General features: G+C 71.9%; 21 protein-coding genes. 11 read left to right on the top strand and 10 right to left on the bottom strand.

The window, feature by feature from the left end; all coding sequences use genetic code 11:
• Positions 1-146: 146 nt before the first annotated feature.
• Entirely contained in the window at positions 147-896 is a 750-nt protein-coding gene (locus tag BCD48_RS20070) for an SDR family NAD(P)-dependent oxidoreductase (RefSeq protein WP_071049959.1), read from the top strand.
• Positions 897-913: 17 nt separating this feature from the next.
• Here BCD48_RS20070 and BCD48_RS20065 read toward each other — a convergent pair whose 3' ends face one another.
• From BCD48_RS20065 to ku, 3 genes are all read right to left on the bottom strand, one after another.
• Positions 914-1,315: an MGMT family protein gene (locus BCD48_RS20065; protein ID WP_071049958.1), complete on the bottom strand. Its 402-nt coding sequence runs from the start codon at positions 1,313-1,315 to the stop codon at positions 914-916.
• Positions 1,316-1,415: 100 nt separating this feature from the next.
• Positions 1,416-2,591, bottom strand: coding sequence for an adenylyltransferase/sulfurtransferase MoeZ (gene moeZ / locus BCD48_RS20060; protein WP_071049957.1), 1,176 nt, complete (start codon positions 2,589-2,591; stop codon positions 1,416-1,418).
• A 366-nt stretch (positions 2,592-2,957) separates the two neighbouring features.
• The gene (gene ku / locus BCD48_RS20055) at positions 2,958-4,013 is read right to left on the bottom strand and encodes a non-homologous end joining protein Ku (RefSeq protein WP_071049956.1); all 1,056 of its coding nucleotides are present in this window, start codon (positions 4,011-4,013) and stop codon (positions 2,958-2,960) included.
• A 572-nt stretch (positions 4,014-4,585) separates the two neighbouring features.
• Between ku and ligD the strand changes: the two genes are divergently transcribed.
• The 4 genes from ligD (at position 4,586) to BCD48_RS20035 (ending at position 7,529) form a co-directional block, all read left to right on the top strand.
• Positions 4,586-5,470: a non-homologous end-joining DNA ligase gene (ligD, locus tag BCD48_RS20050; protein WP_071049955.1), complete on the top strand. Its 885-nt coding sequence runs from the start codon at positions 4,586-4,588 to the stop codon at positions 5,468-5,470.
• Positions 5,471-5,899: 429 nt separating this feature from the next.
• The gene (locus BCD48_RS52375) at positions 5,900-6,076 is read left to right on the top strand and encodes a hypothetical protein (RefSeq protein ID WP_198543319.1); all 177 of its coding nucleotides are present in this window, start codon (positions 5,900-5,902) and stop codon (positions 6,074-6,076) included.
• 219 nt (positions 6,077-6,295) lie between these two features.
• Positions 6,296-6,973 carry a TetR/AcrR family transcriptional regulator gene (locus BCD48_RS20040; protein ID WP_071049953.1) on the top strand — a complete coding sequence of 226 codons (678 nt, stop codon included), beginning with the start codon at positions 6,296-6,298 and terminating at the stop codon, positions 6,971-6,973.
• 328 nt (positions 6,974-7,301) lie between these two features.
• Positions 7,302-7,529, top strand: a complete 228-nt coding sequence (locus tag BCD48_RS20035; protein ID WP_071049952.1) for a DUF3107 domain-containing protein — start codon at positions 7,302-7,304, stop codon at positions 7,527-7,529.
• A gap of 55 nt (positions 7,530-7,584) precedes the next feature.
• Here the strand turns inward: BCD48_RS20035 and BCD48_RS20030 are convergent, their stop codons facing one another.
• Positions 7,585-8,355 (bottom strand): ferritin-like fold-containing protein, encoded by a 771-nt coding sequence (locus tag BCD48_RS20030; protein ID WP_083418925.1) that lies wholly within the window; start codon positions 8,353-8,355, stop codon positions 7,585-7,587.
• A gap of 202 nt (positions 8,356-8,557) precedes the next feature.
• On the opposite strand from BCD48_RS20030, the gene BCD48_RS20025 reads away from it, so the two are divergent.
• Positions 8,558-10,678: a DEAD/DEAH box helicase gene (locus tag BCD48_RS20025; RefSeq protein WP_241841871.1), complete on the top strand. Its 2,121-nt coding sequence runs from the start codon at positions 8,558-8,560 to the stop codon at positions 10,676-10,678.
• Positions 10,679-10,841: 163 nt separating this feature from the next.
• Here BCD48_RS20025 and BCD48_RS53885 read toward each other — a convergent pair whose 3' ends face one another.
• Both BCD48_RS53885 and BCD48_RS20015 read right to left on the bottom strand, forming a co-directional pair.
• The gene (locus BCD48_RS53885) at positions 10,842-11,261 is read right to left on the bottom strand and encodes a hypothetical protein (protein ID WP_241841870.1); all 420 of its coding nucleotides are present in this window, start codon (positions 11,259-11,261) and stop codon (positions 10,842-10,844) included.
• A gap of 8 nt (positions 11,262-11,269) precedes the next feature.
• Positions 11,270-12,199, bottom strand: coding sequence for a ParA family protein (locus BCD48_RS20015; RefSeq protein WP_083418923.1), 930 nt, complete (start codon positions 12,197-12,199; stop codon positions 11,270-11,272).
• A 210-nt stretch (positions 12,200-12,409) separates the two neighbouring features.
• On the opposite strand from BCD48_RS20015, the gene BCD48_RS20010 reads away from it, so the two are divergent.
• Positions 12,410-13,204 carry a hypothetical protein gene (locus tag BCD48_RS20010; protein ID WP_131804065.1) on the top strand — a complete coding sequence of 265 codons (795 nt, stop codon included), beginning with the start codon at positions 12,410-12,412 and terminating at the stop codon, positions 13,202-13,204.
• Between the two features lie 21 nt (positions 13,205-13,225).
• On the opposite strand, the gene BCD48_RS20005 is transcribed toward BCD48_RS20010, so the two are convergent.
• Both BCD48_RS20005 and BCD48_RS20000 read right to left on the bottom strand, forming a co-directional pair.
• Positions 13,226-14,443 carry an aminotransferase class I/II-fold pyridoxal phosphate-dependent enzyme gene (locus BCD48_RS20005; RefSeq protein ID WP_083418922.1) on the bottom strand — a complete coding sequence of 406 codons (1,218 nt, stop codon included), beginning with the start codon at positions 14,441-14,443 and terminating at the stop codon, positions 13,226-13,228.
• 194 nt (positions 14,444-14,637) lie between these two features.
• The gene (locus BCD48_RS20000) at positions 14,638-15,513 is read right to left on the bottom strand and encodes a RecB family exonuclease (RefSeq protein ID WP_071049950.1); all 876 of its coding nucleotides are present in this window, start codon (positions 15,511-15,513) and stop codon (positions 14,638-14,640) included.
• Between the two features lie 568 nt (positions 15,514-16,081).
• Between BCD48_RS20000 and BCD48_RS19995 the strand changes: the two genes are divergently transcribed.
• A complete protein-coding gene (locus tag BCD48_RS19995; RefSeq protein ID WP_071049949.1) occupies positions 16,082-16,396 on the top strand; it encodes a chorismate mutase in 315 nt (104 codons plus the stop codon).
• Between the two features lie 282 nt (positions 16,397-16,678).
• Here the strand turns inward: BCD48_RS19995 and BCD48_RS19990 are convergent, their stop codons facing one another.
• On the bottom strand, positions 16,679-18,004 hold the full coding sequence (locus BCD48_RS19990) for a magnesium transporter MgtE N-terminal domain-containing protein (protein ID WP_083418957.1): 1,326 nt from the start codon (positions 18,002-18,004) through the stop codon (positions 16,679-16,681).
• A gap of 325 nt (positions 18,005-18,329) precedes the next feature.
• On the opposite strand from BCD48_RS19990, the gene BCD48_RS19985 reads away from it, so the two are divergent.
• The 3 genes from BCD48_RS19985 to BCD48_RS19975 all read left to right on the top strand — a co-directional run bounded on the left by BCD48_RS19985 (position 18,330) and on the right by BCD48_RS19975 (position 21,537).
• The gene (locus tag BCD48_RS19985) at positions 18,330-19,085 is read left to right on the top strand and encodes an FkbM family methyltransferase (protein WP_071049947.1); all 756 of its coding nucleotides are present in this window, start codon (positions 18,330-18,332) and stop codon (positions 19,083-19,085) included.
• Positions 19,086-19,226: 141 nt separating this feature from the next.
• On the top strand, positions 19,227-20,237 hold the full coding sequence (locus tag BCD48_RS19980; RefSeq protein WP_491677152.1) for an HpcH/HpaI aldolase/citrate lyase family protein: 1,011 nt from the start codon (positions 19,227-19,229) through the stop codon (positions 20,235-20,237).
• A gap of 103 nt (positions 20,238-20,340) precedes the next feature.
• Positions 20,341-21,537 (top strand): acyl-CoA dehydrogenase family protein, encoded by a 1,197-nt coding sequence (locus tag BCD48_RS19975; protein WP_071049945.1) that lies wholly within the window; start codon positions 20,341-20,343, stop codon positions 21,535-21,537.
• Positions 21,538-21,586: 49 nt separating this feature from the next.
• On the opposite strand, the gene BCD48_RS19970 is transcribed toward BCD48_RS19975, so the two are convergent.
• Positions 21,587-22,368 (bottom strand): TerD family protein (locus tag BCD48_RS19970; protein WP_131804064.1); only part of this gene is annotated, 782 nt, incomplete at its 5' end.

Genomic DNA, 22,368 nt, shown 5'->3' with positions numbered 1-22,368 from the left:
GACGGTGGACGAGGTGGACACGGATACAGCAGACCACGTGACTCCGACAGTTTCGCGATCGCCCCGAGCGCGTCCGCCGGCACGGCCCGGGCGCCGGCATCCCACCGGCGCGGCCCGTCGGCGCTCACTGTGGGAGTCTGCACGGTATGGGAGAGTGCACGGACAAGGTCGTGCTGGTCACCGGAGCGGGCGCGGGCATCGGAGCGGCGTGTGCCCGCCTGCTCGGCGCCGCGGGCGCGCATGTCGTCGTCACCGACGTCGACGAGGCCGCGGCCAAGAAGACCGCCGACGAGATCGAGCACGCGGGCTCGAAGGCGCTCGCCCTCGGGCTGGACGTGACCGACCCGGACGCGGTCACCGAGGCCGTCGCGGCGGCGACGCGGACGTTCGGCAGGCTCGACCTGGCCGTGAACAACGCCGGGATCTCCATGCCGCGCCAGCTCGTCGAGAAGATCCCGGTCGACGAGTGGCGACGCGTCGTCGAGGTCAACCTGAACGGTGTCTTCTACTGCCTGCGCGCCGAGATCCCGGCGATGCGCGAGGCGGGCGGCGGCGCCATCGTGAACATGGCGTCGGTGCTCGGCGTCGTCGGTTTCACGGACACCGCCGCCTACGTCGCGGCCAAGCACGGCGTCATCGGCCTCACGAAGGCCGCGGCGCTGGAAAACGCCGCCCGCAACATCCGGGTCAACGCGGTCGCGCCGAGCTTCGTCGATACCGCGATGATCAACGCGGGGTCCGGACGGAAGATGCGCGGGGCGGCCCTGCTCGCGCCGATGGGCCGCTTCGCCACCGTCGACGAGGTAGCCGAGGTCGTCCTCTTCCTGCTCTCCGACCGCTCCTCCGTCGTCACCGGCAGCGTCTACCTCGCCGACGCCGGCTACACCGCCCGGTAGCCGACCGGGCCGTCCTCTCAGGCCGGCTGGCCGTCCCAGCGGGCGAGACGAAGGTCGACGCGATCGCCGCCGGGGCGCAGCGGGGTGCTGTCCGCGATCAGGCGGGTGATGGCCTCGACCGGGGCGGAGGGGTTGGGCTCACCGCTGGCGCGGATCACGCGATGCCACGGGACGTCCTCCTCGTGACCGAAGCGGGCGAGCACCGCGCCGACATGGCGGCCGGTGCCGCCGCCGACGTACTCGGCCACGTCGCCGTAGGTCATCACCTTGCCGGGCGGGATCTGGGCGACCGCGTCGAGCACCGCCCTGGCGTACTCCCCCGGCCGGCCACCGATGTGGATGCGCACCCGGGTGCCCAGCCCCGCGGACACGCTCGCGGGCGCGCCCGCTCCCCGGCCGCCCGGCCTAGGTCCTCGCATGGGGGCAGCATGCCAGCGACGTCCGACACTCCCTGAAGTGGCCGAGGGCCCCGGCTCCGACCTGGTCGGAGCCGGGGCCTCGTGACGGGCCTGGACCGGTCTAGTAGACCGGGAGGGCCTTGTCGACCTGGGTCGCCCAGGCGGTGACGCCGCCCTGGACGTGCACGGCCGACGAGAAGCCGGCGCCCTTCAGGGTGGCGAGCGCGTCGGCCGAGCGGACGCCCGACTTGCAGTAGACGACGACCCGCTTGTCCTGCGGCAGCTCCGACAGGTGGGCGGGCAGGTCACCCTTCGGGATCAGCCTCGCGCCGGGGATCCGGACGATCTCCCACTCGGCCGGCTCGCGGACGTCGATCAGCTCGATCGCGGCGCCCTCGTCCATCCACTCCTTGAGCTCGGACGCGGTGATCGTCGAACCGGCGGCGGCGAGCTGCGCCTCCTCGGAGACCACGCCGCAGAACGCCTCGTAGTCCTCGATGAGCGTGGTGATCGACGGGTTCTTGCCGCACAGCGGGCACTCCGGGTCCTTGCGGACCTTGATGGCGCGGTAGCTCATCTCCAGGGCGTCGTAGACCATCAGTCGGCCGACCAACGGGTCGCCGACGCCGGTCAGCACCTTGATCGCCTCGGTGGCCTGGATAGAGCCGATCGACGCGCAGAGCACGCCGAGCACCCCGCCCTCGGCGCAGGACGGCACCATGCCGGGCGGCGGCGGCTCGGGGTAGAGGCAGCGGTAGCACGGGCCGTGCTCCGCCCAGAAGACGCTGGCCTGCCCGTCGAACCGGTAGATCGAGCCCCAGACGTACGGCTTGCCGAGCAGCACCGCGGCGTCGTTGACGAGGTAACGGGTCGCGAAGTTGTCGGTGCCGTCGACGATCAGGTCGTACTGGCTGAAGATGTCCATGACGTTGTCGACGTCGAGCCGCGTCTCGTGCAGCACGACGTTGACGTACGGGTTGATCTCCCGGACGGTGTCGCGCGCAGACTCCGCCTTGCTCCGGCCGACGTCGGACTGGCCGTGGATGATCTGGCGCTGCAGGTTGGACTCGTCGACGGTGTCGAACTCGACGATGCCGAGCGTCCCGACGCCGGCAGCGGCCAGGTACATGAGGGTCGGCGATCCCAGGCCACCCGCGCCGACCGCCAGGACCTTGGCGTTCTTGAGGCGCTTCTGCCCGTCCATCGCGACATCCGGAATGATCAGGTGTCGGGAGTATCGGCGGACCTCGTCGACGGAGAGCCCGTCGGCGGGCTCCACCAGAGGTGGAAGGGACACACGTGCTCCTTGCTATCGGCATCGCCGGTGAGGGCGTCTCCTCGACGATGCCACAGTTGGCTCCCCCTCCGGCCTGCCAAGCCGCGGGTGGAGGTCCACGACCTGTGGTGCAGCGCGCCCGCCAGGCCAGATGTTCCCGCGTTCACCCGACCACGGGGTTACCCCTTCGCTCCGGCACCTGACAAGCGCAACCAAGCCACATCCGGTGACCGCGCATCAGCGCCTACGCCTACGCAACCACCTCACCGACCCCGAGTCAGCCGAACCACCGCCATACACCCCAAGCCCGGAACCACATCGCCAGGCGCGGAGCGTCTGGCAGGCGCAGCCCGGTCGCGGGCGCGGAGCGTCCGCGACGGGAGCGCCTCAGGCCGAGCGGCGAGTGGACGTCTTGGCCGCCGTCTTGGTCGACGCGCTCTTGCCCGGGGCCGTCTTCTGACCGGTCGACGCGGACTTGGACGTTGTCTTGGCGGGGGCGCTCTTCGCGGCGGGCTTCTTGGCCGCGGGCTTCTTGGTACCGGACGTACCGGACCTGCCCTTGGCCCCGGCCGTCGCCGGTTCCCTGGCCTCGGCCGTCTCCGTCTCCGCTTCGGCCGAAGGCTCCGCCTCCGGCTCGGCCTGTGCCGTCGACGCGGCGCCGCCGGACGGGCGGCCCGCGCGCGCCGCCTCGATGCTGGCCCGCAGCGCGGCCATCAGGTCGCCGGCGGGCGCGGCCTTCTCCTCCGCTGGCGGAGCCACGATCTCCCTGCCGGCGATCTTGGCGTCGATCACCTCGAGGAGCGCGGCACGGTACCCGTCACCGAACTTCGCCGGGTCGAAGTCCCCGGCGAGCATGTCGATCAGCGAGCCCGCCATCGCCAGTTCCTGTGGACGGGCCTGGATGTCCTCCTCCAGGAACGGGAAGTCGGGAGTGCGGACCTCGTCCGGCCAGAGCATGGTCTCCAGCACGAAGATGCCGTCGCGGACCCGCAGCGTGGCCAACTGCTCCCGCTGCCGCAGGGCGATCTTCACCAGCGCGACCCGGCCCGACGACTCCAGCGCGTCGCGCAGCAGCACGTATGGCTTGGCCGCCATCTTGTCCGGTTCCAGGTAGTAGCTCTTCGCGAAGTAGATCGGGTCGACCTGCTCCAGCGGCACGAACTCCAGTACTTCGATCGCGCGCGACGTGGACAGCGGCAGGTTCGCGAAGTCCTCGTCGGTAAGGACGACGGTCTCGCCGTCCGTCAGCTCGTAGCCCTTGGCGATCTCGGAGTACGGGACCTCCTCGCCATCGGTCGCGGCGACCCGCTTGTAACGGATCCGAGACCCGTCCGAGCGCCGGACCTGGTGAAAGGCGACGTCACGTTCCTCGGTAGCCGAGTACAACTTCACGGGGATCGAGATGAGGCCGAAGCTGATGGCGCCCTTCCAGATCGAACGCATGTTTCAGGTCACCTCCCGTCACTCTCATGGTGAGGCACGCGCCGCGCCGTGTCTGCCGGATCACCGAAACTTATTCGAACATATGTTCGCATTACTCTGCTGACCTGCGCTTTTACCCGAGCCAGGGCACCCTCGGCCGCGGCGGAATGGGGCCGGGATCTCGCCGGCGCGTTCGCGGCCGGCGGGACGGAGCATCTCCGCCGGCGGAAGCCTTGATCGTCGGGACGCACCTGGGCGTAGCGACATGCGAGCCGCGCCCTCCGCGTCCAGGGGTGCCGAACCGCCCTCGGGCGCGCCCACTCCGGCCAGTCGGGCCCGATCGCACGCCGCTGCCGACGCGGACGTTGTCCTCGATCTCAGGCATCTGATGGCAGGTGGGTGCTCCGGCACCGATGAGCGGAGGCCTGGAACGCCGTCCACAGAAGGGGGCTAGCCACCCGCCTCCCCGCGCCGTCCGCGCGGGTGCGGCCGGAATGAGCCCGCCTGGGCGCTTCCCGCGAGACGCTGGATCGTGCCGAGGTGTTCCGGCGGCTGGTCGGCACGGACGTGAGGGCAGAGCGCGGGAGGCGCGAATGGGTGAGGCGAGCGGCGCGAGCACCACCGTCGAGGTGGCTGGTCGGCGGCTGAAGCTGTCCAATCTGGACAAAGTGCTCTATCCGGCCGCTGGAACGACCAAGGCCGAGGTCATCGACTACTACACCCGTATCGCCGACGTTCTGCTCCCCCACCTCGCCGACCGCCCGCTGACCGTGGTGCGGTTCCCCGAGGGCGTGGGAGGCGAGGGCTTCTTCAGCAAGAACGCTCCCGCGCACCGCCCGGACTGGGTGCCGGTCGCGACCCTGCCGTCGCCCGGGTCATCGAAGAACCGCCGCACGATCGACTACCTGGTGGCCGACGCGCAGGCCACGCTGGTGTGGCTGGCGAACCTCGCCGCTCTTGAGATGCACACCCCCATGTGGCGGGTCTCGACCCGCAGGCCGGACATCCTGGTCGCGGACCTCGACCCCGGTCCAGGGACGACCGTGCTCGACTGCGCGCGGGTCGCGCTGCTGCTGCGCGACGTCCTGCCCGAACCGCTCTGCGTGAAGACCAGCGGGTCCAAGGGCCTGCAGGTGTACGGGAGGGTGGACGACGGGCGCGAAAGCATGCGGGTGCGCGACGACATGCGGATCATCGCCGAGCGGCTGACCAAGGACCATCCGGACCTGGTCGTGTCGAACATGCGCAAGGACCTGCGCGGCGGCCGGGTGCTGCTGGACTGGTCGCAGAACAATCCAGCGAAGACGACTGTCTCCGTCTACTCGCTGCGCGCCAGGGCCGCGCCGACGGTCTCGACCCCCGTGACCTGGGACGAGGTCGCGGCCGCCCGGGACGTCGACGACCTCCGCTTCACCGCTCCCCAGGTGCTCGACCGCGTTCAGGCGCACGGAGACCTCTTCGCTCCGCTGCTGCCCTGACGACCGGCGCTGTCCCCTGACGACGTCCCTGACGACCGGCACCGTCGCCGCCCGCCGGCTCTCCGAACGACGGAGCTCATGACGACGGATCCCACCGGGACGGGCGTTCAGTCCGCGCTCGTCTGGGTATGGCCAGGGTCCCGACCCCGGCGGCGGTCCCGCGGCCTCAGATGCCCGGCCGCGCACGCTCGGAACGGAGGTGCGACGGACCGTGAGTGGCCTGCCTGGTCGGGCACACCAGCGCCCGGCCGCGTGGTCACCGGGCTGGCGCGCACGGCGAGGGTCATCCTGATGCTGGATCGGGAGCCTGGCCACCCGTCGCGCGGCCCGTCCCGGGACAGGCCGCCAGCGGCCCGCCACCGGGAGTCCGACGCCGAGGACCGACCGGTTCATCCCGCTGGTTCATCCCGTTATGACGTGGAGGAACACATGAGCGCACCGACCGAACTTCCGCTCGACGTGCCGGATGCCGACGCCGCGGAGCAGGCGCAGGAGGTGCGCCCGGACGACTCGTGGGCCCCGCCGTCCGTCGTCGCCGAGGCCGACGAGTACGACGCGGTCGAGCAAAGCCTGGAGGTGAAGGAGGACGAGGACGACTACCGCTGACGTCCGCCGCCTCACGGCCGGGCCAGGGCGGCCCGGCCGGCCGCCCTGTGGCCGCCGCGCGCTCGGCACACGGCGGCCACGCCATACCGGAGCCGGCGGCCAGGCTGTACCGGGGCAGGGCCCGCCACCTGGTGTGGCGCGGTGTGGCGCGTCCCCACGAGGCGGCGCGCGCGGGCACGAGGGTGAGTAGTGTTGTCGAGATCGAACAGGAGGTGGGCTGTGACCGTCGAGCCGGCCGCGCCACAGTCGCGCCCAGGCAGGACTCCTCGCCTCCCTCGCACCGCCCGCCGTTTCCAGCTGCTCGGCGCCGCGCGCGAGGTCTTCGTCGCGCAGGGCTACCACGCCGCGGCCATGGATGAGATCGCCGAGCGGGCCGGGGTCAGCAAGCCGGTGCTCTACCAGCACTTCCCCGGCAAGCTCGAGCTGTATCTGGCGCTGTTGGAGGAGCACTCCGAGAAGCTGGTCAGCAGCGTCCGCGAGGCGCTCGCGTCGACGACGGACAACCGGCTGCGGGTCGAGCGCTCGGTCCGGGCCTACTTCGACTTCGTCAACGACCCCAGCGGCGCCCACCAGCTGGTGCTGGAGTCCGACCTGCGCAGCGAGCCGGCGGTCCGGCAACGGGTCGAGGACGCCTTCGCCCAGTGTGTGCGCGCGATCGCGGCGACGATCGTCGCCGACACCGGTCTGTCCCAGGACGAGGCCGACCTGCTCGCGGTCGGCCTGGTGGGGCTGGCCGAGACATGCTCGCGCTGGTGGCTCGTGCGCGGCGGCACGGTGCCGCCGGAGCGAGCGATCGAGGCGATGGTCGAGCTCGCCTGGCACGGAATCGGCGGCTACCCCCGCAGCTCGCCGGCCTCCGACGGCGACGGCCCCGTAGCCGGCGTCGACGCCGGCTGACCCGCGCTACTCGTACCGGCCGTATCGGGCCGGTCGTGGGCGGCGCGCGAGCGGGCGATGACCGCTGTGCCGGGAGCGAACACGACGACTCGGGTCAGCCGCCGGGGCTCCTGGGGTCATAGTGTGTCCTGTGATCGCCCGACGGCGGTGCGCGCCCGCCGGCTGTGTCCGTCGGTCATCCGGGGGGACGCTCCGGACGAAGACACTCCCGCAGGGATCGGTTGACGCCGGCTCCTGTGGATCTCGGCTGTGACAAGGCGAAGCCCGCGCGGCCGGAGGCCGACGCTAAATATCAGCCCGTAGTGCACACGAAGGCGAGGTCATCCGGGTGGAGGTCAAGATCGGCGTGCAGAACGTCGGCCGGGAGCTGGTGCTTGAGAGCGCCCAGACGCCGGACCAGGTCGCCGAGGCGGTCGCCGCGGCCCTCGCCGCGGACAACGGGCTGCTCTCCCTGTTGGACGAGAAGGGCCGGCGAGTGGTCATCCCGGCCGCCAAGCTGGCCTACGTCGAGATCGCGGAGGCCGAGTCCCGCCGCGTCGGCTTCGGCGCCTCATAGAGCACGGAACGGACCAGCCTGGGGCGCGACCTTGAGGGTCGCGCCCCAGTGGTGTCTATGAGGACAGGCCCAAAGCGGCCATGCGCTCCGTGTGGGCCTTCATGATGCTGTTGAAGATGGCGGCGACCGCCTCCAGGTCACCGACCCCGACGAGCAGGCCCGTGAGGGCGTCGCGCTCCACGGCGACCTGCTGGGCCTGGTTGAGCGCCTCGCCGACCAGGCGGCGCGCCCAGAGGGCGAGCCGGCCGGCGACCACCGGGTTGACGGCGATGGCGCCCCTGACCCGGTCGACCACGAAGGCCGCGTGCCCGGTGTCCGCGAGCACGTCGAGCACGAGCGCCCTGGCGTCGTCGTCGAGGCGGTGCGCGATCGCGCGGTAGAAGTCCGCCGCGATGCTGTCGCCCACGTACGCCTTCACAAGACTCTCCAGCCAGTCGGCCGGGGCGGTCAGCGCGTGGAAGGCCGTCAGCGGGCCGATGAACGGCGCCATCGCCGCCTCCGGATCGACGCCGCGGCCGACGAGGGCCATGCTGATCGCTTCGAAGTGCGTGAACTCGGCCGCGGCCATCGCCGCCAGAGAGATCTTGTCGGTGAGCGTCGGCGCCATCCGCGCGTCGGTCGCCAGGCGCTCGAACGCCGTGAGCTCACCGTAGGCGATCATCCCCAGCAGGTCGACGACGGCCTGGTCGGCCACCACTCGCTCGACGACCACCCCATCGGTCACCACCCCATCGGTCACCACCCCATCGGTCACCGTTCCGTCGGTCAGGTCGCCCAGGGTCACATCGGTGGTCTTCTCGGGAGTTGTCCGCGAGAGCGCGGTCATAGGTGCTGCTTTCGGGTCTCGAGGGGCAATGGGGGCGCCAAAGTGCCCCTCACTCCCTGCGGACCCCCCAGCCCCCGGAAGCACTGTGCTGTCCGTCACGTACCTCAACTCCCAGGCTGATTGATCCAACGTCGTCACCTGACGTGTTACCCGTTGGCGCCGTTCGTTCCTCATCGCTGAGCGCACGCCGACTGACCGGGCCATGTTCCGCCTCAGTAACGTCGGACGGGCCACGATCGTCGCGGAGCGCGCCCATCGAGCGGTCACACAGGCTATCCTTGTCGTAGCCGGTGGTCATCACAGACCGGCCGGCCGTCGAAGGCAACGCGTCGCCCCGGTTTCCGGGCTGCTGGGCCAAGCTGCTGGCTTCGAAACCACTGGTTTCGGAGCCGCTGGCCCACCCCCGCTCGATCGGGTCGCTGGCGCGGCCCGACACATCGCGAGCGGCGCCTCAACATCGGACACCGCTCAGGAGCAGACCAGGAGCGACCCGCTGTCCGTCACAGCCGCATCTCTGACCATCACCGACACCACATCCACCGCCGACGCCGATGCTGACACCCCCGCCGGCGCTGGCCTCACCGCTCCGGCGCAGGTAGACGCCCCGGCCGCCGCCGAGCACAAGACCACCTTCGCCGACCTCGGCGTTCGCCACGAGACGGTGGACGCCCTCACGGCCGCGGGCATCATCCATCCCTTTCCCATCCAGGAGCTGACGCTCCCGCTCGCGCTTGCCGGTACCGACATCATCGGCCAGGCGCGCACCGGCACCGGCAAGACCCTGGGCTTCGGCATCCCCATCGTCCAGAAGGTCATCGGCCTGAACGAAGGCGCCGATGGCCGCCCGCAGGCGCTCATCGTCGTGCCGACCCGTGAGCTGTGTGTCCAGGTCACGGCCGACCTCGAGCGGGCGGGTGCCCGCCGGCAGGTGCGCGTGCTGTCCGTATACGGCGGCCGGGCCTACGAGCCGCAGCTGGCCGCGCTGCGCACGGGCGTCGACGTCGTCGTCGGCACTCCGGGCCGCCTGCTCGACCTCGCCCGTCAGCGCGCGCTCAATCTGGGCAACGTCGCGACGCTGGTGCTCGACGAGGCCGACGAGATGCTCGACCTCGGTTTCCTGCCGGACGTGGAGCGCATCGTCTCGCTGCTGCCGGCTGGCCGGCAGACCATGTTGTTCTCGGCGACGATGCCCGGCCCGGTGATCGCGCTCGCCCGCCGGTTCATGATCCGGCCAGTGCACGTGACCGCCGAGCAGCCCGACGAGGGCCGCACCGTCCCGACCACCAGCCAGCACGTCTTCCGCGCGCACGCGCTGGACAAGATGGAGGTGCTGGCCAGGATTCTGCAGTCCGACGGCCGCGGGCTGTCGATCGTGTTCGTGCGGACCAGGCGCACCGCCGACAAGGTGGCCGAGGACCTGTCGCGACGCGGCTTCGCCGCCGCCGCGGTGCACGGCGACCTCAACCAGGGCCAACGCGAGCAGGCGCTGCGCGCGTTCCGCGCCGGCAAGGTAGACGTGCTGGTGGCCACCGACGTGGCCGCCCGCGGCATCGACATCGGCGGTGTCACCCACGTCGTCAACTACCAGTGCCCGGAGGACGAGAGCGTCTACCTGCACCGGATCGGCCGCACCGGCCGTGCCGGCGGCAGCGGGGTCGCGGTCACGTTCGTCGACTGGGACGACCTCGCACGCTGGCAGCTGGTGAACCGGGCGCTCGCGCTCCCGTTCGACGAGCCGATGGAGACCTACTCCACCTCCCCGCACCTGTTCGAGGCGCTCGGCATCCCGGCCGGGTCGACCGGCGTGCTGCCCCGCGCGGCGCGGACGCGCGCGGGGCTCGCCGCCGAGGAGATCGAGGACCTCGGCGGCGGGGCCCGGCGCGCTCGCCGCGGCCGGCCCGCGGCGGCCCAGGCAGGCGACACCGACCGTGCCGCGGCCAAGGAGGCCGCGACCGCCCGGGCCAGGACGCGCCGCCGCACCCGCGGCGCGGGCGCCGCGGCGGCAGCCGTCGGGCTCCCTGAGGACGCGGACGAGGGTACCGAGGGCGCCGTCGCGCTCGAGGTTGTCGGGGCCCACGGCGGAGCCGACGTCACCGGCCTCACCACGGCCGAGCTCGTGGCGGCCGACATCGCCGACGAGACCGACGGATCCGAGGTGACCGGGGCCGACGAACAGGGCACCGAGGGCGGCGCAGCGCGCCGACGCCGGCGCCGGCGCGGAGGCCGTGGCCGCTCTGCCCGGTCCACCGCGGCGGACGCGCTGGACATCACGCCGGCCGACGGCGAGGACGGCGCACCGGAGTCCCACGCCGAGTCCGCCTAAGCGGCCACGACCAGGCAGCCTCAGAACCTGGGAACGGAATCCTCTGGGTTCCGCTCCCGGGTTCCCGCGGCATTTCTGCTGGGACCAGACGCCGGACCCCGGTCCCGCCGTCTCGGGCACACACGCCGGGCTCAGTGCGCGGACACGGACACGGACACACGATTCAGTCTCTCGTGACGCTCAGCGTCAGCCGGACCCACGAGACCCGGCGGCAGGCCGGGCAGCGCAGCAACGACGGGTACCGCGGCCGGATGATCGGCAGGTGCAGGCTCGGGGTGAGCAGCGTCAGCGCACGCCTCGCGCCCACCGTCGCCGCCTGCATGCACCGGGAACAGTTGACCGTCACGCCTGAGCCGTGGGGGTCGGGCGGGCGCTCGCCGCTGTAGAGAGCGCGCTTGCCGTGCATGTCGCGGCCGATGACGCCTGGCCGGGACCCGGACGATGCCTCGCCGGACGCGGGCGAACGCCCGGTGCGCGGGCGCAGCCGGTCGAACCCGGCCGACGCGGCCCGCGCCCGCCTGCCCGCGCCTTCGCCCCCGCTCGCGGCTCCGGCCTTACCCGGCGGCACGGCCGCGCCGGCCATGCGCCCGCTCACCGGCCGACGCGCGACAACGCGGCCGAGGCGGCCACCTCGCGGGAGCCGGCCGCCAGCTCGTCGACGGCCAGCTCGTCGACGTCTTCGGCCAGGTGGTCCTCCGCGAGGCCGACGACCGGCAGCGCGCCGGCCAACAACACCGCCCCGCCGACGCCGGGCACCGGGCCCAGCCCGAGACCGGCGATCGTCCGGGCATGCGCCCGATAGGCCTGCGCGCCCTTCGACCGGGCCGCGGTGGTGAGGATCGAGCGGCCGATGCCGGGTGCCTCCGCGAAGCGCACCGAGCGCGCGACCGGCGGTTCGAGCACCCTGACCTGGTAGCGGGCCGCGACATCGGCCAGCACCGCTCGACTGTGGGCGGTGCGGCCGTCAAAGAGGGTCGGCAGCACGCCGCGCACGCGCAGCTTCGAGTTCGTGAGGCGGCGGACGTCGTGCACGGTGTCGAGCAGCTGGCCGACCCCGCGGTGGGACAGCGTCTCGCACTGCAGCGGGATGATCAACTCGTCGGCGGCCGTGAGGCCGTTGATGGTCAGCACCCCCAACGACGGCGGACAGTCCACCAGGACGAAGTCGTAGTCGTCGACGATCTCGGCGAGGGCGAGCCGCAGCACGTGCTCCCGTCCGGTGCGCGAGAGCAGGACCGCCTCGCAGCCGGCCAACTCGATGGTCGCCGGCAGCAGGTCCGACCCGTCGGCGGTACGCAGGACGACAAGACCCGCGGACAGGCGTCCGAGCAGCACGTCGTGGACGGACAGCTCGAGCGCGTCCGGGTCGAGCCCCAGCGAGAACGTCAGGCAGGCCTGCGGGTCCAGGTCGACCAGCAGGACTCGCTGACCTAGCTCGGCCAGGGCGGCGCCGAGACTCGACACAGAGGTCGTCTTGGCGACGCCACCCTTTTGGTTGGCGACAGCGAGAACGCGGGCCACAACTGAGAGTGTGTCAAGCGTGACCGTGTGGTCACAACCTCCCTCGCCCACGAGTGTCGCGCCGACTACTTAGGTCCCGCGCACGACGGGCGCGAGGGGCGCCCTCTCGGGCCCGGCCCACCGCCCACCGCGCGTGGCGGCGCGGAGGCGCGGACGCGCGGGGCCGCCCGGCGCGGCGATCGGCGGCGCGACCGCCTACAGTCCTGCACCGTGCCTCAGCTCCCCCGCGTTGCTGTGCTCGGCGCCGACCTGACCGGCGCGGTCGCGCTGACCGCCCTCATCGACGGCGGAATCGACGCCGTCTACGTCGGGTCGCCCACGCCGGCCGCCGGAGTGCTGCTCGCCGAGCGCGCGCTCGCCAGCCGCCGCGTCGGAGGCCGGGATGACGACCTCGGTGAGTCGGCGCCGCGGACTCCCGTGGACGAGGCCACCGCCGATCTCCTGCCCGTCGTCAGCCGCGTCGGCACGGAGGACGACCCGGGGCGCGGCTTCGAGATCAGCATTGATGGCCGGCCGCTGGGCAGCTGGGATGCCATCGTGGTGACCGTGACGACGGTCGCCGCCGTCGCCGGGGTGATCGGTGTCGACGCTCCCTGGTACGGCGGCGTCTTCCATCCACGAGCCGACGGCGTCTACCTGGTTGGCAGCCTCGAGGGCGCTGGCGCGGCGCTCACGGAGCCAGGCGACGCGTCCACTCGGCACACGGGCCAAGACGACGAAATGCCGCCGTCGAGCCTTGGCCAACAGCTCGCCTGGGCACAGGCGAGCTGGGTCGGCGAACATCTGCGTGGGCGCTACCTGCTGCCGGCCTACCTGGCGATGCTTGATCACCCTGGGCTGCGTCGCGTCGGCCTTCGCCGGCGGGGCATCGGCGGCTACCTGCGCGCCCTGGAACGCGAGCTGCGCGCCGGCCGGGCCCGCGCCGCCGCCGCCGGATACCCGCTCCCGCTCCCCGCCTCCACCGCGGCCGCGTCCCCGGCACGCGGTCAGGCAAGCCCCTGGTGACGGCGATCCGGGACGTCAGGCTCAGCGCCCGTCACGCACCCGCCGTAGGCGGCTGGCGGCCTCGCGCAGGGTCTCCTCCCGCTTCGGGAACGCGAACCGGATGATGTGGCGGCCGTCGGCCTGGTCGGCGAAGAACGACGAGCCGGGGACGGCGGCGACGCCGATCTCGCTCACCAGCCGCCGGGCGAAGGCGACATCGTCACCGGCCGGGTCGACGGCGCTGGTGTCGCACATCACGTAGTAGGCGCCCGACGGCTGGCTGACCCCGAAGCCCGCCTCGGTGAGCGCGTCGCACAGCAGGTCGCGACGGGCCCGGTAGGCGGCCGCGAGGTCGGTGTAGTAGCTCGCGGGCAGGCCCATCGCCGCGACGCCGGCGGCCTGGAGCGGGGCGGCGGCGCCCACCGTGAGGAAGTCGTGCACCTTGCGGATGCCGGCGGTGAGCGCCGCCGGGGCGATCGTCCAGCCGACTCGCCAGCCGGTGACCGCGTAGGTCTTGGACAAGGCGTTGACCGTCACCGTGCGGTCGGCGAGGCCGGGCACGGTCGCCGGCGGTATGTGCCCGCCGGGGCCGAGGTAGTGGATGTGCTCGTAGATCTCGTCGGTGATGACCAGGACGTCGTGGCGCTGGCAGAGCTCGGCGATGACGTCCAGCTCGGCCCGGCTGAACATCTTGCCGGTCGGGTTGTGCGGGGTGTTGACGACGATGGCCCTGGTCCGGTCGGAGAAGGCGGCGCGCAGCTCCGCCTCGTCGAAGCTCCAGTCCGGCGCGCGCAGCTTCACCAGCCGCGGCACGGCGCCGGACAGCACCGCGTCCGGGCCGTAGTTCTCGTAGAACGGCTCGAACAGGATGACCTCGTCACCCGGGTCGACGAGCCCGAGCATCGTCGCGATCATCGCCTCGGTGGCCCCGCAGGTGACGCAGATCTGCGTGTCCGGGTCGATGTTCCAGCCAGGGTAGGCGCGGGCCACCTTGGCCGCGATCGACGCGCGGAAGGCCGGCGCGCCCCAGGTGATGGCGTACTGGTTGTCGTCGGCGTCGATGGCCGACTTCGCCGCGTCCTTCAGCTCGGCTGGGCAGGAGAAGTCCGGGAAGCCCTGGGCCAGGTTGACGGCGCCGTGCGCGACCGCCAGCCGGGTCATCTCCCGGATGACGGACTCGGTGAACGTCGCCGCCTTCGCCGACAGCCGGGCGGCACCGGCCGCCGGAGCCGGCTGCGAGTACGCAATCTTCGAGGCCACCGGCCCATGATGCCTCTATCCCCACCGAGCTGGTGCTCATGGGCGGTCCGTGCACCGCGTCGACCGGGCTCACCACGGGGTTCGACCCGCGAAAAACCTCACGCCGAGGCCGGGAGAGGTCTCGTCGAACCGCGAGCAGGGCCGACCCGATCGCGCCGATGGGTCGATGGGTCGACGGGTCGACGGGTCGACGGTCAGTCCAGCGCCTGCCCGCCGGTGTTCTCGCCGCCGGCCTCGGCGAACTGCTCCGCGCCCGCCCACGGGGTGAGCTCGGGACCGGCGGCCTGGCCCTCGGGGCAGTGGCGGCGGAAGTCGCACCAGGAGCACAGCGGGCCGGGGCGCGGCGGGAACGCCACATCGGCCGGCTGGCCGGCGGCGAGCTTCTCGGTGGCGGCGGCCGCGTCGACGGCGACGGACTCGGCCCGCCGGATGTGCCGGGCGAGGCTTTCGTCGGTGTGCTCCGCCACGACGACCCGGCCCGTCGGCAGGTGGTGCAGCTCAACCCAGCGGCAGCGCTGCCGCAGCATCCGCTCGGCCGCGAAGGCGTACAGCGCGAGCGCGGGCGACGTCCGGGCCTCGCCCTCCTCCGGCGGGCGCCGACCCGTCTTGTAGTCGACGACGACCAGCTCGCCGTCCCGCTCGTCCAGGCGGTCCACTCGCCCGTGCAGCGCCAGGATCTCGGTACGGGTGGCGACCTGGCGCTCCACCGCGCGCGGCGGCACCGCCGGGTCCAGCCCGGCGGCGTACCGCTCGCACATCGCGGCGGCCCGCTCCCGGGCGGCCGCCGACTGCTCGTCGTCGCGCCAGCCGTCCCGGATCCAGCCGGCGCGCAGCAGCTCGGCGGCCCGCGCGGGCGTCCGGCGGGGCTCCGGCTCGTCCCACCAGCGGTGCAGCGCGTTGTGCACGCTCACGCCCAGCGAGGTGTGCGCCCAGGGCGGCCCCTTGGGCGGGACCGGCCGGTCGACGTAGGTCATCCGGTAGCGGCGCGGGCAGTCCTCGAAGGAGGCGAGCCTCGTCGGGGTGCAGCTGAACAACCTGCGGGGCATCCCGTCGAGCAACAGCTGCGCCACGATGTCTTCCTCTCACCGGGTCAGAGGCCGAAGCGCCCCACGGGCTCCCGGACCTCCCCGATAGGCTTCGCCGATCGGGCAGGGACCCCGGATCCGTGGAGGATCCGGGAACCCCGCCGCGACGATGGCGAAGCCTCGCGCGGCTGGAGGTCACGTCAGGGGTCACGAGTCGAGAGGATCATCGCACCGGACACCGACAGTTCTGGCGCGGGCGCCGAGCCGGAACAGGACGGGACGGGCGGTGGGGCGGCTCACAGCGGGAGCCGACCGAGTCCCCGCGAACCAGCGACACCAGCGTTGGCAGGTGCCCAGAGTGCGCACGGCGCCCGGAGCCGGTGCGCTGGGCAACTGGACGTAACGGCCACAGCCTGGCATGCTGCTCCGCATGGAGCGCAGCGCACTCGCGGCCGGGCACGAGCCCGTACACGAGACGCGACGCCAGTTTTATGGGGGCCGGGCCCGGTTCCCGCTGTGCCGCTGACCTGCGCAGAAGACAGACCGATGGCCCGGACGCCCCGGGCCGTTCTCGTGCCTGGGCCGTGCCGAGCCCAGACCCGAAGGGTTCCCCGTGAGCAACACCGTGGACGCCAGCCTGGATGGCACTCTGGCCGCCGGCTCGGCCGCGCCGACGGCGCCGACCATCACCACGATCGACGAGGGCCGTCGTCTGATCGACGACCTCGACGTCCAGCTCCGTGACCTGGTCGCCGTCCGCCGGGACATCTCCCGGCAGATTCAGGCGCTGCGCAGCGCCGACGGCGGCCCGCGCGTCCAGCACGGCCGCGAGAACGAGATCATCGCGGCGTGGGCCGACGAGCTGGGCCCACGCGGCGTCGAGATCGCGCTCGCCGTCCTGACTCTCTGTCGCGGCTCCCTTACCTGAGCGGTTCCCCGGGGTCCTTCCCGGATTGACGTCGCCGATCCGGCGGGCCCGGAAGGTTCGGGGCCCCACCGGATCCGGGGTCCCTGCCCGACCGGCGACAGGGTCCCTGCCGGATCGGCGGACGGGGTCCCTGCCGGATCGGCGAAGCCGATCTGGGAGGTCGTGATCTGGGAGGTCGTGATCTGGGAGGTCAGCGATCGGGGAGGTCCGGGAGTTGCTCCGGGAGGCCCGGGCCGGCCGCCTCTCGCCGGGGCCAGGCTCGTCGTGGCCCGCCCCAGCCGGCTACGGCCCCCTGCCGCCGTCCGGCTCGCCGCCGTCCGGCTCGTGGTGGAGCGCGCCGTACTCCGCGACGTCGTCCGTGAGCTGCCGCTCACGCCAGTCGGGCGGGAGGATGTGGTCGAGGACGTCGTCGACCGTCACCACGCCCACCAGCCGGCCGGCATCGTCGAGCACCGGCGCGGCGACCAGGTTGTACGAGGCCAGGTGGCGGGTGACCTCGGCGAGGGGGGTGTCCGGCCGCAGCGGCCGGGTGTCGACGTCGATCACCGCGCCGACCAGCGTCGACGGCGGCTCGCGCAGCAGCCGCTGGAAGTGCGCCAGGCCCAGGTAGCGCCCGGTCGGCGTCTCGTAGGGCGGGCGCACGACGTAGACCTGAGCCGCGAGCGCTGGTGACAGCTCTGGGGCGCGCACCCGGGCGAGCGCCTCGGCGACGGTCGCGCTCGGCGCGAGGATGACAGGTTCACTGGTCATCATGCCGCCGGCGGTGTCGTCGGCGTAGCGCAGGAGCTGGCGGACGGGCGCGGCCTCCTCCGGCTCCATCAGCTGGAGCAGGCGCTCGGCGTCCTCCTCCGGCAGCTCCCCGAGCAGGTCGGCGGCATCGTCCGGGCCCATCGCCTCCAGCACGTCGGCCGCCCGGTCGTCGGCGAGCCCGCCCAGCAGCTCCACCTGCTCGTCCTCGGGGAGCTCCTCCAGTACATCGGCGAGCCGCTCGTCGTCCAGCGCCGCCGCGACCTCCGCGCGCCGCTTGCGGGACAGGTCGTGCAGCAGCGAGGCCAGGTCGGCCGGGCGCAGCTTCTCGAACGCGGCGAGGAGGTTCGCCGCGCCCTGGCCGTCCTCGGGCAGGGACAGCCCGCCGACCTCGTCCCAGGCGACCGTGTGCACCTCGCCGCGCCGGCCTCGCCCCACCCGCACGGCGACCTGGTCCAGGATCCACTCGCCGCCGCGGACGGGCGCGATCGCCGCGTCGAGGACCGTCACCTCCCGGCCGGTGGCCACCTCCGCGACCCTGCGGTCGAGCAGCTCGCCGAGGACGCGGGTCTCGCCGGCGCGTTGCGCGAACCGGCGCCAGCTCAGCCGGGCCGACGAGAGGATGACGGCGCCCGACTCGACCCCGGTGACCCGGTTGATGGGCACGAAGATCGGCCGATGCTGGACCTCGACGGCGAGCCCGAGGACCCGGGGCGGGGCATGCCCGAGACGCAGCGTCACCACGACGTCGCGGACCCGGCCGACCTGGTCACCGTTCGGGTCCAGCACCAGCAGCCCGGCCAGCCGTCGGCAGTACACCCGTACCGGCGCCGGCGGACGCGACGCACCCGGGCCCGTCACGGCAGCCACGACGCGGCGGAACAACGCGTGCTCACCGCGCGAGGCTACCCCCGGCCGGTCTGGTCAGGCGGCCCTGGGTCCCCCGCGGGAGGACAGGCACCCGCGCGAACTGGATGGGCGCGAGTGCCGCCGTGGCCGCGTTCCAGAAGGCGGCCAGGTCATGAAGACACGGCAGGCGGCGTATTAAAATACCACACAGGAGCCGTTGTGTCTCGATTCGGAACCACGCTAATGTGTCGAAACAGGCAACCCGTCAGCCACCGCCGCCCGGCGACCGCGAACGCCACGGCCGGGCCCGGTGCCGCAAGCACGAAGGACGGACAAAATGGCCAGCCCCCTTGCCTACCGACTACGCAACACTGTTCGCCTGACCGGATTCGAGATCGTCCGGACCGCGCCGGATGGCAACATGCTCGCCTCCCACCTGCACGAACTGCTTGCTCTCTACGGGATCAACTGCGTGTTCGACGTGGGAGCCCGCCAAGGCGAGTTCGGCCGCTGGCTGCGCGGGACGGGCTATCGAGGCCGAATCGTCTCGTTCGAGCCGGTGCGGGACAACATCCGGCACCTGCGCGCCAGCGCGAGCCGCGACCCCGGCTGGGTCGTCGAGCCCTATGCGCTGGGCGCCACCGAGGGCCGCGCCAGCATCAATGTCACCAACTTCACTCATTTCAGCTCGTTCCGTACGCCCGGCAGGCTCGCGGCCGAGCTCTTTGCTGACGAGTCAAGGGTGACGTCGACCGAGGAGGTGGCTGTCCACCGGCTGGCGGACGTGTTCGACAACGTCACGAGAGGGATCGGCGAACCGCGCGTCTACCTGAAGATGGACACGCAGGGCTTCGACCTCGAAGTACTGCGCGGCGCGGAGGAAGTGCTCCCGAAGGTGGTGGCACTGCAGTCGGAGATGGCTATTCAGCCGTTGTACGAGGACAACCCGACCTTTGACCGCGCATGGCCCCAGATCGCCTCGTACGGATATTCGCTGTCCGGCATGTTTCCCGTCTCGCACGACCCGCAGCTGCGGATGCTGGAGTTCGACTGCGTGGCGGTACGCGACGAGTGCTCGGACGGCCTCGGCTGACCGGGCGGGAAGTGGACAACGCCATTCCCTCGTCCTGAACGTTTTATCCCGCGCCAGGACGGGTGGCACGGCGGGAGCCGCGCCATCACGCGCCCGATGGAGCCACGGCCGCCGGGCTGGTGAGGGAACCCACACCGGAGCATGATCGAAAACGGCTCCGTTCTCGGGCGCCGGCAACGGGCTGCGGCTACTATCTCGATCATGTCGCTACGTCCACGCCGCTCCTGCCTCGCGGTTCCTGGGTCTTCCGTCAAGATGCTGGGGAAGGCGCAGGGCCTGCCCGCGGACCAGATCTTCTGCGATCTGGAGGACTCCGTCGCCCCGGGTGCGAAGGAGTCGGCGCGTGGCAATGTCGTCGCCGCGCTGAACGAGGGCGACTGGGCCGGTAAGACCCGGGTGGTACGGGTCAACGACCTGACGACGAAGTGGACGTACCGCGACGTCATCACGGTCGTCGAGGGCGCCGGGCGCAACCTTGACTGCATCATGTTGCCGAAGGTGCAGACCGCCGCCCAGGTGGAGTGGCTCGACCTGTTGTTGACCCAGATCGAGCAGGTCATGGGCCTTGAGGTCGGCCGGATCGGCATCGAGGCGCAGATCGAGAACGCGCTCGGCCTGTCGAACGTCAAGGAGATCGCGTTCGCGAGCCCCCGTATCGAGACCATCATCTTCGGCCCGGCCGACTTCATGGCGTCGATGAACATGCCGTCGCTCGTCGTCGGGGCACTCAACCCCGACTATCCGGGTGACCCGTTCCACTACGTCCTGTTCAAGATTGTGGAGGCGGCCCGCGCCCGCGGTGTGCAGGCGATCGACGGCCCGTTCCTGCAGATCCGCGACGTGGATGCGTTCCGCTCGGTCGCGAGGAAGTCCGCCGCGCTCGGGTATGACGGCAAGTGGGTGCTGCACCCGGGCCAGATCGACGCCGCGAACGAGGTCTACTCGCCGCGTCAGGAGGACTACGACCACGCCGAGCTCATCCTCGACGCGTATGCCTGGCACACCTCCGAGGCGGGCGGCCTGCGCGGCGCGGTCATGCTCGGCGACGAGATGATCGACGAGGCGAGCGCGAAGATGGCCCAGGTCATCGCCGGCAAGGGCCGCGCCGCCGGGATGCAGCGGACCAGGAAGTTCGAGCCGCCGACCAGCTGAGCCCGTCCCGGGCCGGCCGGCGGCGGCCGGGCCAGACGCGCCCGGCCCGGCCGCCCCGGCCGGGCGGCTGACCAGGACTCGTGACGCCCAGAAAGGATTGGGAATGGGCAGGATCGCGCAGACCGACGGTCTGACCGACGTCCAGGCCGACATTCTGTCGGCGGTGCGCACCTTTGTGGACAAGGAGATTCTGCCGCACGCGACCGAGCTCGAGCACAAGGACGAGTACCCGCACGAGATCATCGAGCAGATGAAGGAGATGGGCCTGTTCGGGATCACGATCCCGGAACAGTACGGCGGGCTCGGCGAGTCGCTGCTCACCTACGCGCTGGTCGTCGAGGAGGTCGCCCGCGGCTGGATGAGCATCTCGGGCGTCATCAACACCCACTTCATCCTCGCCTACCTCCTGATCCAGCACGGCACCGAACAGCAGAAGCAGCGGCTGTTGCCGAGGATGGCGACCGGCGAGATCCGCGGCGCCTTCTCGATGAGCGAGCCGGGCTGCGGCTCGGACGTCTCCGCGATCACCACCCGGGCCGACCGCGACGGCGACGGGTACGTCCTCAACGGCCAGAAGATGTGGCTGACCAACGGCGCCCGCGCCGGGATCGTGGCCACCCTCGTCAAGACCGACGAAGGCGCGTCCTCGGTCTACCGGAACATGACGACGTTCCTGCTGGAGAAGGAGCCGGGATTCGGCACCACCGGCGGGATCACCATTCCCGGCAAGCTCGAGAAGATGGGCTACAAGGGCGTCGAGACCACCGAGATGGTGCTCGACAACCACCGGGTCCCCGCGACGTCGGTCCTGGGTGGGCCCGAGGCCGCCGGCAGGGGCTTCTACCAGATGATGGACGGCGTCGAGGTCGGCCGGGTCAACGTCGCCGCCCGCGCCTGCGGCATCATGATCCGTGCCTTTGAGCTGGCGATCGCCTACGCCCAGCAGCGCAGGACCTTCGGCCACCAGATCGCCGACCACCAGGCGATCGCGTTCAAGCTCGCCGAGATGGCGACCAAGGTCGAGGCTGGTCACCTGATGATGGTCAGCGCCGCGCGCAAGAAGGACCGCGGCGAGCGCAACGACGTCGAGGCCGGCATGGCCAAGTACCTCGCCAGCGAGTACTGCCACGAGGTCACCACCGACGCGTTCCGTATCCACGGCGGCTACGGCTACTCGAAGGAGTACGAGATCGAGCGGCTGTTCCGCGAGGCACCGTTCATGCTGATCGGCGAGGGCACGTCCGAGGTCCAGAAACGCATCATCAGCCGCGCCCTGCTCAAGGAATACAAACTGGCCTAGCAGAGCCAGGCGGTGCCCCGGGACGGAAGCCCCGAGGCACCGCCAGGTGTCAGAGGTAGCGCCTGGCCGGTTCGACCATGGCACGGACGGTCTTGCCCTCGTGGAACTCGCCGATCGCGGTCATCGCCCACACCGGCGTGTTCGGGACGCGCTGCACCTTGCACATCACCAGGCCGGTGGCCGGCTTCGACTCGGAAAGGTCGAACCGGACGAGCTCCTGGTTGGTCAGATCGTCGATCAGACGGCAGTACGCCCGCCGCACCTCGGTGAACGGCTGGCCCTGGAAGCTGTTCACCGTGAACACCAGCGCCGTCACCGCCGGCGGCAACGCGCCGAGATCGACAAGGATGACCTCGTCGTCGCCCTCGCCCTGACCGGTCAGGTTGTCACCAGAATGGCGTACCGCGCCCTTCGCGCCCTTCTTCGACATGAACCAGACCTTGTCGACGTCCTTGCCTCGGGCGTCGTAAAGAATGCAGGACGCGTCGAGGTCGATCGACCGGCCCTGCATCGCCGGGTCCCAGCCAAGCGCCATGCGGACCCGGGTCAGGGGCGGCGCGCCGGTCTTGACCAGCGAGACGGCCTCGCCCTTGCGCAGCGACACCCGGCCCTTGTCAAGGTTGACCGCGCCGGCGGCGCCCGCCGCCGCGGCCGGACCGGGCGGCGGACCCCACTGCTGGCCAGCCGGCGGGCCACCGGGCGGCGGCCCCTGCGGCGCGCCCCACTGCTGGGGGGCTCCGGGCGGCCCGGCCGGCGGCGCCCATCCGCCAGGTGGCGGCCCCCACTGCTGGGGCTGGCCCGATGGAGGCGGCGAGCCCCACGGCTGAGGCC

Origin of the sequence: Pseudofrankia coriaricola, from assembly GCF_001854805.1 — a bacterium.
In the GTDB taxonomy this organism is placed as follows: Bacteria; Actinomycetota; Actinomycetes; order Frankiales; family Frankiaceae; genus Pseudofrankia.
The sequence above is the reverse complement of the archived record's forward strand: the minus strand, read 5'-3'. Positions and strand labels throughout refer to the sequence as shown.

Bases quoted from the DNA above. Each gene is read 5' to 3' on its own strand.
- BCD48_RS20070 (WP_071049959.1), top strand. From the start codon at position 147: ATGGGAGAGTGCACGGACAAGGTCGTGCTGGTCACCGGAGCGGGCGCG.
- BCD48_RS20065 (WP_071049958.1), bottom strand. From the start codon at position 1,315: ATGCGAGGACCTAGGCCGGGCGGCCGGGGAGCGGGCGCGCCCGCGAGC.
- ku (WP_071049956.1), bottom strand. From the start codon at position 4,013: ATGCGTTCGATCTGGAAGGGCGCCATCAGCTTCGGCCTCATCTCGATC.
- ligD (WP_071049955.1), top strand. From the start codon at position 4,586: ATGGGTGAGGCGAGCGGCGCGAGCACCACCGTCGAGGTGGCTGGTCGG.
- BCD48_RS52375 (WP_198543319.1), top strand. From the start codon at position 5,900: ATGAGCGCACCGACCGAACTTCCGCTCGACGTGCCGGATGCCGACGCC.
- BCD48_RS20030 (WP_083418925.1), bottom strand. From the start codon at position 8,355: ATGACCGCGCTCTCGCGGACAACTCCCGAGAAGACCACCGATGTGACC.
- BCD48_RS20025 (WP_241841871.1), top strand. From the start codon at position 8,558: ATGTTCCGCCTCAGTAACGTCGGACGGGCCACGATCGTCGCGGAGCGC.
- BCD48_RS53885 (WP_241841870.1), bottom strand. From the start codon at position 11,261: ATGGCCGGCGCGGCCGTGCCGCCGGGTAAGGCCGGAGCCGCGAGCGGG.
- BCD48_RS19985 (WP_071049947.1), top strand. From the start codon at position 18,330: ATGGCCAGCCCCCTTGCCTACCGACTACGCAACACTGTTCGCCTGACC.
- BCD48_RS19980 (WP_491677152.1), top strand. From the start codon at position 19,227: ATGATCGAAAACGGCTCCGTTCTCGGGCGCCGGCAACGGGCTGCGGCT.
- BCD48_RS19975 (WP_071049945.1), top strand. From the start codon at position 20,341: ATGGGCAGGATCGCGCAGACCGACGGTCTGACCGACGTCCAGGCCGAC.